This window comes from Silvanigrella sp. (assembly GCF_044369315.1).
Lineage (GTDB): Bacteria > Bdellovibrionota_B > Oligoflexia > Silvanigrellales > Silvanigrellaceae > Silvanigrella.
Genome location: NZ_JBIPMD010000112.1, coordinates 1 through 10134, shown reverse-complemented (window position 1 = coordinate 10134; position 10134 = coordinate 1). Strand labels below are relative to the sequence as shown.

Genomic DNA, 10134 nt, shown 5'->3' with positions numbered 1-10134 from the left:
TACGCAATGAATATCATCTCTGGGAGCCGGATGTGGGAAAACTACAAGTCCGGTTCTGCAGGGGTTTCATGGCAATGAATTACTTTATTTGAAAGGAAATAAAAGTCATGTCTCTACCTACCAAAAAAATAATATTATCTTTTCTTTTAGTTCTTTCTTTTCCTTCTGTTTATGCTTGTTCAGATCATGAATCAGCCTCAAATAATATAAAGCATGAAAAAGTAGAAAAATGTGAAGATTTAAAATGTGTTCGGAATCATATTGACGAAATAAACAAAGAAATTATATCACTATTAGCGAAAAGAATGGAATATGTGAATCAGGCTGGAGAAATTAAATTAAAAAATAATATTGCATTAGCTTATGATAAAAAAAGATCTGATCAAGTTGTAGACACTGCCGAAGAGTTTGGTAAATCAAAAGGCCTTCCAGAAGGATTTACAAAAAGTGTATTTCAAGTAATTGTTGATAAATCTGCTGAAAGTGAACAAAAAAGTATGGATCAAAATAAAGTAAAAAAATAAGAAATAGTTAAAATTTATTCATCAGAAAGTTCTGGAAATCGGCTTAAAATAATTTTTTCTATTTCGACTGAATTTTCTTCGAGCGCTTTTCCAGTAACATCTAATACAGGCCATCTTTTATTTTTCTTAAATATTTCTCGGCTCCATTCCAGTTCTTCAAATATTTTTTCAATATCAGCATAATCACCAATATCATTTGTGCCTAAAGCTTCGATTCTTGCTACTCTAATTTCAGCTAAACGAGTAGGGTCAATAATAAGTCCTATTATTTTATTTTGATCTACTTTTGAAAGTTCAATCGGTGGATCAATTCCTGGAACTAAAGGAATATTTGCTACTTTATAACCTTTGTGCCCCAAATACATAGAAAGTGGAGTTTTAGAAGTTCTAGATACACCAATTAAAATAATATCTGCTTCTGGTAAATCAGAAGAAATAACACCATCATCATGTCTTACAGTGTATTCAATTGCACTAATTCGTTTAAAATAACCTTCATCTAATTGACGTAACAGACCTGGAATAGAGCTAGGACGTTTTCCTAATTGTTCGGATAATGTTTCTAAGAGTGGAAATAAAACATCAACAACCTTTACTCCTAATTGCATAGAACGAGATATTAAAAACACTCTCAGTTCAGGATTAACTAAAGTAGCAACGACAGTTGCATTTTTATTTTTAGCGGAAAGGAGCATTTCCTCTAACATTTCACGGCTCCTTACTTTATTGTATCTTTCAATATGCATTTCTGCGTGTTCAAATTGAACACGAACAGCTCGAACAATACTTAAAGCGGTTTCTCCTGTACCATCTGATACCGTAAAAATATTTGGAATACTTAAATTTGTATTCAATTTATTCATATTTAATCCTCAAATCTCGAAAATAATTCTGATAAATTTTTTGTAGGCAGTGTGCAGCCTTTTTTGTTGCAAAAAGAATATTCAGCTTCATAATTAAGAGAGAATAGATCTTTAATGTATTCATGAATATTTTCTAATTCATATTTTGAATTTAACACACCACCTAGAATAGAATAATCATTTAAATGATTAATACAAGCAGAATAGGCTAAGTGAAAATTTTGAAGAGGGGCAGAGATGTCGTTTTTATTATTGATAATAATAACATTTTTATATTCTAAAAATTTAATTTTTTGAAGCATCTGAGCGCAAGCAGTTGGTATTTTTTGAGACAAAATAACTGTATTAGATACAGAAATTAATGCAAGAGACTCAATCATTTTGTGATCGCTCGGTGAAATTTTATTATAATTGTCTATACTTCCTAGCCAAAGAACAAACTTTGTTAAGCTTCCAAATATTGCAGAATTTGGACTATATATCACATTATCTTCAAACTTAATTGGTCTATTAATAAGATCTTTGTCATTTTTAGAATAATATAAAGTTCCTGAAATAGGATCAACATAATTTTTATGAATTGTTTTAACAATTTCTAATATTTCTTTAATTAAACTTTCGCAACCCGTAATTAAAATACTTTCAATACATGCTTCTAGTAAAAATCCTAAATCGTCTACAAAGGGAGATATTTTTGCTTGTCCATTAGTATAAACATGAAAATATCCTTGTGGTGATTTAAAGTTTTTAAAAATACTTTGAATTAAACTCAATCCCTGTTTAAGAAAATCGGTATTATTTAAAATAATTGAAGATTGAATAAACGCAGTAGCAGTAAGAGCGTTCCATGAAAGCAGGCACTTATTATCAAGGCCAGGTCTTATTCTTTTATTTCTCTCATTAAATAAAGTTTTTCTTATTTCGGAATAATAGGTTTTTCCATCTTCTAAAGAAATTGATATTTCATCACAAAACTTTTTAAAATCTTGTGGAACTGTTAATATATTAGATCCCTCAAAGTTCCCGATATTTGTTACTTTATATAATCTTTTTGCAAATTCCAGAAGCTCAGAATTGTTTTTAAAAAGTTCTGTAAATTCAGATTCTAAAAAAGTATAAAATAACCCTTCTTCACCTTCACTATCAGCATCTTCTGCACTAAAATATAATCCCGTTTTTTTACACTTTAAATCCCGTTCTAAATATTCAAAAATACTTTCAGATACTTTTTGAAACTCAAGAGATAAATCTTTATTATTTTCTTTTAATAAATTACTAGCAATAGCGTATAAAGTAAGCAATTGAGCGTTATCATATAACATTTTTTCAAAATGTGGCACTAGCCATTTGCTATCCACGCTATAACGAGAAATTCCACCCCCTATTTGATCTACTATTCCACCACATCTTATTTTGTCTAAAGTTAAGATTGCATGAGCTTTGTTATGTTTGTTATTTGATAATAACATTGCAGATATTTTAGATGGTTGAGGGAATTTTGGAGCACTTCCAAATCCTCCATTTATTTTATCTTCATCCATTTCAAGTAATTCTAGAAGAGATTTATAAGTTGGCAATAAATGATCAACTATTTTATCAATTGTTATATTTTGATCTGAAATGTGATTTTCTAATTTAACTAAACTGGATTCCATTTTACTTTCATTTAAATAATGAATAATTTTAGAAGATCTTTCTTCTGTTTCTTGGTTATTTTCTATATAAAATTTAGATATTGCTTTAAGAACATCTTTAAATGAAGGATAATTATGTTTCGATTCTAAGGGAAAATAGGTTCCACCATAAAATGGTTTTAGATCGGGAGTTAAAAAAACACTTAATGGCCATCCGCCATGTTTTGTAATGAGCATGACGGCTTCCATATAAATTTCGTCAATGTCCGGTCTTTCTTCTCTGTCCACTTTAATATTAATAAATAATTCATTCATTAATTTTGCAGTTTCTATGTCTTCAAAGCTTTCATGTGCCATAACGTGACACCAATGGCAACTTGAATACCCAATCGATAAAAATATAGGTTTATTTTCTTGTCGTGCTTTTTCAAATGCTTCTTCACACCAAGGAAACCAATTTACAGGATTGCCTTTGTGTTGTAAAAGATAGGGGCTTGTTTCTTTAAATAATTTATTTTCATTTTCCATTTTAATTTCCTGCTAATTATATTTATTTTAGTTATTTTCTGGATTGATAATTTTATCAGAAATTATTTTTTGAATTTCTTTAGAAGATATATCCTCTAAATTTTCTTTAAATCTAGAAATATAAATTCTTCTAATAATAAATTCCTCATCTACTCTATTAATAAGAGTACTATGATTTTCAACAGGTTCAAGGTACCTTAATGAATGAACATCTTTTATAATAATTTTTAAATTATTTTTAGAAGAGTTCTCTTTTCCTTTTGGAGAAAAATTAGTTAAATTTGTACTGTTTTCTATAATTTCAGCAGGACAATCTATTTTTTGTAAATAGTTTGTAATTGTAGGACATAAAGAAGGGATAGTTCTTAAAGTGTTTTTAGGAATAAATTCTTCATAAACTCTTTTCCAAAGTTTTCTATTATAAATTAAATCGGTTAAAATTTCTTTTGTAAATGGTTTTAAATTGGAAGCGTAGTTTTTTTCTATATAGGGAAAAAAACTATGTTCATCAATCGCAAGATATTCATCAATTTGAATTGGTAGAGTAAAATTAGGAAAATTTTTGTTTATATTTTGAAGCATTGCTTCACATGCTGTTACTGTTTTATGAAAATATACTTGCTGATACATGCTCCAGCGAGCTCTCAAATAATCCTCAAAAGCAGAAATTCCACTACGTCTTAATGCTAAGTGATATTTTTTTGTTTTATGATTTAAATAAAATCCAATGGAATCGAGAATTCTTCCTAAGTCAAAGTATCCATAAATGATTCCGCATTCTCTTGAATCTCTTAATAGATAATCCATTCGGTCTGCATCAATTTCACCGCTTACAATTTCATGCAATAAATTTTGCAAACCACTTTTATGGAGATCTCCATTAGAGTTTGGTGATACGGAAAGATCTAAAATGGCACAGATATCTTGTCCCATTTTTACAGATAAAAAATCATCTTCTTCATTAAATATTTTTGAAACAATAATTAGCGTATAAACTTCATGACGAATTTTAAGTTCATTTAAATTGAAATTTTTTTCTTTTAATTTTTTAATTTTATTTTTAAATGGGGTTTTTAGCCATAAAGGTGCATCTAATTGCTCTAAATGACTTCCAAAAGACTCCCATGTTACCATAAACCGTTCGCCTGAGTGACTATAAGGGGCATGACCTATGTCGTGTAATAGTGCAGCAAAACGAAGACATTGTGTCAAATAGGGACAATTTTCTAAATAATGCAAAGCTTCTTTTGTCATACTTAAAGAACCATTCAATTTTTCATTTTCTAAAAAAAATTCTTTTGTATGTTTAGGGGTGTCTTCACAGGATAGATCTAATGATTCTAGCAGTCTTTTTTGGTTATTAATGATTGAATTTAACATTAAATCAGCAACATGCATAACCCCAAGAGAATGTTCAAATCTTGTATGGGTAGCCCCAGGAAAGGCGTAAAGAGTAAATGCAGTCTGAGTTATTCGCCTAAGTCTTTGAAATTCTTTAGAATTTATGATTTTTTTTTCATGCTCAGTAAATGGTATGGTATCGTGCAAAGAATCTCTAATTTTACCAGTAAAAATAAGTTTTAATGTTTTTTTGTCAATTATAGAATATCCTTTACGAGCTATTGTGAGAGCCATTGAGTCTCCTTTTAAATGCCACTCTATAAAAAAGTTATTAATGTTAAATAGGTGCGCAATTACTATGCAAAATAAATTGACAAAATTGGTTTGTCTAGGTAAATTAGATGATGCTTTGACTTGCAAAAACAGGCTTCAAAAGGTCGGTTTTTTAATACAATAAGTTTAGGTTTAACTAATTTCAATGGCGTGATTTGCTTTAGCTTTTGTTTTTTTACTCTTTTTTGATTCAACCAGAGTTTTTAAAAAACATTCTCTTAGGCGACTCACTATTAGTTTTTTTGGGTTATGTCAAATATACTCTTCAATTTTTTTTTTGAAGATGACTTAGCTTTAAAAAAACTTTTTAAAGCTAAAATTTGATAGAACGATTACTTTGGAATTTTAAGATTGCAAATTCAATCTTTGGGTGAAAATCCCTTAAGGCTACAATGAAAATTTGTGGTATATTTTAGAGAGAAATTTTTAAGAATATTTAGAAAGCATCTTCTATTGCTGTTAGATGCAAGAGAGGGCTTTTTGCTTTATTCAAATTTAATATCTTTCTGTAGCGGAATAAGACTGATAAATAATATTCATATTTTATTTTTTCATTAAAAACTTAAGTATTTCTCGTTGTTTTTCTTGACTTTTATTACAAGGTGCAACGGGTTTCTTTTTTCTGGAGGTCTTGCAGCATGAGTGCTGAAAAGTTCTACGATTTCATTGTTGGTCAAAAAGCGGTTTATCCTTGCCATGGTGTTGGAACGATTGAAAATATTGAAGAATGCAGCATTGGCGGAGCTCAACAAGACTTTTATGTCCTTAAAATTCATTCAACAGGCGCTAAAGTGATGGTTCCTACTAGAGCCGCAAAAACTGTTGGTCTTCGTTCTGTTATTTCATTACCAGATGTAGAAAAAGTATTTCAAATTCTTCAGTCTCCATCTAAAAAATCTACTGCAACTTGGAATCGCCGTTTTAGAGCGTTGAATGACAAGTTAAATACAGGTGATTTAGTTGAAATTGCTGAGGTTCTTAGAGATTTATCTTCTTTAAGTTCTGATAAAGAGCTTTCTTTTGGTGAAAAGAAAATGCTTGAGCGCGCACGTAATATGCTTGTCTCTGAAATTTCTGTTGCTCGCGGTGAAGAAAAAAGCGTTATTGAACATGAATTAAATCATATTTTATTTGCGATCTAAATTTTTATTCAATTTCATTCTACAAAGAGCCTCCCAAAAAAGGGAGGCTTTTTTATTTGGTTTTTTTGAAAAATATATAAAATTTTAACAAAATAATTATAAATATATTCATTAAAATTAATTTAAAACATACTTGACATTTTTTAAAAGTTCTCTCAAGGTAATAAAATAATCTTGTTATGTTCATTGCTTTTTTCTTTAAATACATATGCAGAAGAAGTAAGTGTTTTTTGTTCAAATGATTCTGTAAAATGGAAATGGTTATATTTAGATAATAGTTTATTTAAGAAAATAAAAGTAAACGGAACTTTTATGGATAATGTGGTGTAATTTTCAATTTTAAAAAAATATTTTACATATTTTAAAATAGATGGAAATCAGGAGAATATTAATAATCTTATTCAACAAAGCATAATTTACAAATAAACAAATTTCAGTAAAAGAAGCTTTTGAAAAATCTTTGAGGTAGGAAAAACAAATTAATCATCCGCATTTTCTAAAAAATGTTTTGCAAAGCTAGAGAACGTACCATCAACAATTGTATCTCTAATTTTTTCCATTAATCTCTCATAAAACCATGTGTTGTGATATGAAATTAATTTCCATCCAGTAGGTTCTTCGCATTTTGTTAATTGATGCAAATAAGCTCTTGAAAATCTTTTACACACAAAACATCCACAATTTTCATCAATAGGGATTGTTTCTCTAGCATGAAAAACTCTTCTTAATTTTATTTTTCCACCAAAAGTATAAGCGACACCTTGGCGTGCATGGTTTGTTGGAATGATGCAGTCAAACATATCAACTCCAGCAAGAACACTTCGAACTAAATCGTGTGGGGTACCTACCCCCATTAAGTAACGAGGTTTATTTTGAGGAAGAAGTTTTGCTGTAAAGTTTGTAAAATGATCTCTTTCTTCATCGGTTTCACCTACGGCTAATCCGCCAATGGCATATCCATCAAAATCTAAGTTAACAAGAGTTTCTGCGCTTTCTTGTCGAAGATTTTCATAAATGGCACCTTGAACTATTCCAAATAAAGAATTTTCATCTCTCGTTTTTGCTTGTTTGCATCTTTTTGCCCAACGATGCGTTCTGTTCATTGCATCAACGCAAATATCATAGGAGCTAGTTGAAGGTACACAAACATCAAGAACCATCATAATATCGGATCCAATAACTTCTTGAAAAGCGATATCACTTTCAGGAGTTAATCTTTTGTAACTTTGATCAATATAGCTTTTAAAAGTAAGACCTTTTTCACTTATGACTCTTTGGTGTGGTAACGAGAATATTTGAAATCCTCCACTATCTGTTAATATAGGTTTATTCCAACTCATTAATTTATGGTATCCGCCAACATCTTTTAAAATTTCAGGACCTGGTCTTAAATAAAGATGATAGGTGTTACCTAATATAATTTGAACTCCAATGTCTTCTAATTCGGTATGATCAAGGGTTCTGACGGATCCAAAAGTTCCAACAGACATGAATACAGGAGTTTCAATTGTACCGTGAGCAGTATGAATTCTCCCTCTTCTTGCTTCTGAATTTGGATCTTTTGCAATATAATCAAATTTAAGTGCCATTTTTGTGCCTAAAAAAGAAATGAAAAAATCACCAATAAATCTTATTGGAGGAGAAATTATTTTTTAACAATAATTATGAAAATTTCAACAAAAAAATTCAAATAAACAAATGAATATTTGAATCAATGAATTTAATTTCTGAATTTAAATTAAAAATTATTTATGACCGAATATCTTTTTATCTAAAGAGAATTTTCCAGGTCCAATTACAATAAATAAAAGGGACAATAAAACATAAATTACAGGTAATTCATAGGATGCATCTTCTTTAGAAATAAAGGCATTCCCATAAATAAATATATGGCTATAGACGGCCACAATCATAGTGAAAAAAAGACCTAAAGAACTTAAACGCGTTAAAAGTCCTAATATAAGAGCAATTCCTCCTCCAAATTCGGAGAGTGCGGCAAGTGCTTGAAAAAAAGCGGGAACTTGCGCGTCAGCACCCATCCAATGAAATGGATTTAAAATTTTGCTCCAACCATGAATTATAAATGCATATCCAAAAACAATACGTATGATTAATAAAGTAAGATCGGCAGGTGTGCCATTTGAATTTACGGCTAAAAATTTATTTTTCATTTAAACCTCATAAAAAGGATAAATACGAATTATTCACATAAGAATAAACAAAACTCTTATGGTATTTAGTATGAATCTTATAACTTTTTCTTTATTTTTCAATCTTAAGGAAATGTTTTTTTGAACTTATAATTTAAGTGAATAAAATTAAATAAAATTACTGATTATCTGTATTGGAGTTTCCAATATCAGCAAATTGATGTTTTTTAAACTCATACTTTATAGCTTTAAAAAGTCCTGGAGAAAAGTCATTCCAAAATTTTTTGACAAACTTTGGATTGCTACTACTCATCTCAAGTGTAATAGTAGGAATGATTCTTTCATTACCAGCATAGTTTCCTAGACTTCCAGGATATATCCCTAAATCTTTAATTTTATAATTACCAGCACTTCTTGATAAGAGTTCAGCTAAATTTCGTGCTTTTTTTTGTTGATCCGTAAGTTTTCTAATAGATAATAGCTGAGGAATTTCATAATCTAAATCTAAAAAAGCAAGTGGCGCATGAATAGAAATGACTTTATCTGGATGAAATTTTTCTAATAAATCAGCTTGAAATCTTGTACCTTGTTCCGAATTCGCAAAATATCCTGGAAATTTTCTTCTGTCTTTTTGTTTTGATTTTAGCCACACTTGATAAGCATATTTATTCCAAGTGGCTGTAGGAAAATTTCGATTTAAATCAACTCCATTTGCATTTGTTCTTTTGGGAGGATTTGTAAAAAAGCCATCTGGATTTACAAGAGGCGCAACAATGACATGTGAATTTGCATAAAGTTCGGGGTTTTTTTGTAAAGCTTCTGCAAATTGAAAGGCAAGGTGTATGGGGGTCAACTCATCGGGATGAACTCCTCCTAAAACAACTGTAATATTCTTTTTTTGATCTTCATCTAAGGAATCACTTATAAAATCCCAATATATTAGAGGGTTCCCATTTTCACTGACATAATCATATTTCCAAGGAGCTGAAATGCAAGGGCTTTTTCCCCAATTTAATTTTTTATATGTTGAATCGACTCTTTGGCATAAATCCATGATTTGTTTTTGAGAACGAGCTCTTTGGATATCGTTTAATACATGAAAACTAGTGAAAGGAATTCCGCTAATATTAAGTAATGACAAAGGAATATTTATGTTTTCAAAAATAACGGGAGAAATTTCATTTTTTTCTATAATATTAATAGCATAAGTGTTATTAAAACAGATTAAGACAAGTAAACAAAGGATATATTTTATATTGATTTTGCCCTTGACTGGAGCAATAACCATGAGAATTCCTTTTATCTAATTTTGTAAAATAAATAATATTTTTTCATAAACTTTTCATATATTTATTGCAACACGTATAAGGAGTCTTTGCAAGGCTTCCGTCATGAACTAAACTATGCTAGTATTATCATGGCTAATAGAAAGACTTATGTTAAGAATGCGATAAATCGTATATTTATCTAACTAGCTTTAATGATTAAGGATATTTTTTATGGTGCGCCAAGATAAGTGCGTAAGAACCAGTGAGTGCGAATCTCACCCACGTAAAGATTAGCCATCAGCGTGGAAGTAAGCAGTGCGATTAATAAGGTAACAAATTAATTGAAGCCAT

At 29.7% G+C, this 10134-nt stretch carries 9 protein-coding genes; 3 read left to right on the top strand and 6 right to left on the bottom strand.

Annotation, left to right across the window (positions count from 1 at the left end):
* The first annotated feature begins 107 nt into the window (after window positions 1–107).
* Window positions 108–524 (top strand): chorismate mutase, encoded by a 417-nt coding sequence (locus tag ACIQ56_RS10060; protein ID WP_397600932.1) that lies wholly within the window; start codon window positions 108–110, stop codon window positions 522–524.
* A gap of 14 nt (window positions 525–538) precedes the next feature.
* On the opposite strand, the gene ACIQ56_RS10055 is transcribed toward ACIQ56_RS10060, so the two are convergent.
* From ACIQ56_RS10055 to ACIQ56_RS10045, 3 genes are read right to left on the bottom strand one after another with little or no spacing between them, the layout of a single operon-like run.
* On the bottom strand, window positions 539–1387 hold the full coding sequence (locus ACIQ56_RS10055; RefSeq protein ID WP_397600931.1) for a pyruvate, water dikinase regulatory protein: 849 nt from the start codon (window positions 1385–1387) through the stop codon (window positions 539–541).
* Window positions 1388–1389: 2 nt separating this feature from the next.
* Complete coding sequence (locus ACIQ56_RS10050) at window positions 1390–3549, bottom strand: thioredoxin domain-containing protein (protein WP_397600930.1); 2160 nt, start codon at window positions 3547–3549, stop codon at window positions 1390–1392.
* Between the two features lie 27 nt (window positions 3550–3576).
* A complete protein-coding gene (locus ACIQ56_RS10045; protein ID WP_397600929.1) occupies window positions 3577–5184 on the bottom strand; it encodes an HD domain-containing protein in 1608 nt (535 codons plus the stop codon).
* A gap of 677 nt (window positions 5185–5861) precedes the next feature.
* Between ACIQ56_RS10045 and ACIQ56_RS10040 the strand changes: the two genes are divergently transcribed.
* Together ACIQ56_RS10040 and ACIQ56_RS10035 are read left to right on the top strand one after the other, a co-directional pair.
* Complete coding sequence (locus tag ACIQ56_RS10040) at window positions 5862–6365, top strand: CarD family transcriptional regulator (protein WP_148698734.1); 504 nt, start codon at window positions 5862–5864, stop codon at window positions 6363–6365.
* A 174-nt stretch (window positions 6366–6539) separates the two neighbouring features.
* On the top strand, window positions 6540–6695 hold the full coding sequence (locus ACIQ56_RS10035; RefSeq protein WP_397600928.1) for a hypothetical protein: 156 nt from the start codon (window positions 6540–6542) through the stop codon (window positions 6693–6695).
* 149 nt (window positions 6696–6844) lie between these two features.
* Here ACIQ56_RS10035 and tgt read toward each other — a convergent pair whose 3' ends face one another.
* From tgt to ACIQ56_RS10020, 3 genes are all read right to left on the bottom strand, one after another.
* The gene (tgt, locus tag ACIQ56_RS10030) at window positions 6845–7954 is read right to left on the bottom strand and encodes a tRNA guanosine(34) transglycosylase Tgt (protein ID WP_397600927.1); all 1110 of its coding nucleotides are present in this window, start codon (window positions 7952–7954) and stop codon (window positions 6845–6847) included.
* Window positions 7955–8110: 156 nt separating this feature from the next.
* On the bottom strand, window positions 8111–8536 hold the full coding sequence (locus ACIQ56_RS10025; RefSeq protein ID WP_397600926.1) for a DoxX family protein: 426 nt from the start codon (window positions 8534–8536) through the stop codon (window positions 8111–8113).
* Between the two features lie 157 nt (window positions 8537–8693).
* On the bottom strand, window positions 8694–9803 hold the full coding sequence (locus ACIQ56_RS10020; RefSeq protein ID WP_397600925.1) for a M14 family zinc carboxypeptidase: 1110 nt from the start codon (window positions 9801–9803) through the stop codon (window positions 8694–8696).
* Window positions 9804–10134: the final 331 nt, after the last annotated feature.

What these genes read in the sequence shown, in the direction of transcription:
- ACIQ56_RS10060 (WP_397600932.1), top strand. Translation starts at nt 108, where the DNA reads ATGTCTCTACCTACCAAAAAAATAATATTATCTTTTCTTTTAGTTCTT.
- ACIQ56_RS10055 (WP_397600931.1), bottom strand. Translation starts at nt 1,387, where the DNA reads ATGAATAAATTGAATACAAATTTAAGTATTCCAAATATTTTTACGGTA.
- ACIQ56_RS10050 (WP_397600930.1), bottom strand. Translation starts at nt 3,549, where the DNA reads ATGGAAAATGAAAATAAATTATTTAAAGAAACAAGCCCCTATCTTTTA.
- ACIQ56_RS10045 (WP_397600929.1), bottom strand. Translation starts at nt 5,184, where the DNA reads ATGGCTCTCACAATAGCTCGTAAAGGATATTCTATAATTGACAAAAAA.
- ACIQ56_RS10040 (WP_148698734.1), top strand. Translation starts at nt 5,862, where the DNA reads ATGAGTGCTGAAAAGTTCTACGATTTCATTGTTGGTCAAAAAGCGGTT.
- tgt (WP_397600927.1), bottom strand. Translation starts at nt 7,954, where the DNA reads ATGGCACTTAAATTTGATTATATTGCAAAAGATCCAAATTCAGAAGCA.
- ACIQ56_RS10025 (WP_397600926.1), bottom strand. Translation starts at nt 8,536, where the DNA reads ATGAAAAATAAATTTTTAGCCGTAAATTCAAATGGCACACCTGCCGAT.
- ACIQ56_RS10020 (WP_397600925.1), bottom strand. Translation starts at nt 9,803, where the DNA reads ATGGTTATTGCTCCAGTCAAGGGCAAAATCAATATAAAATATATCCTT.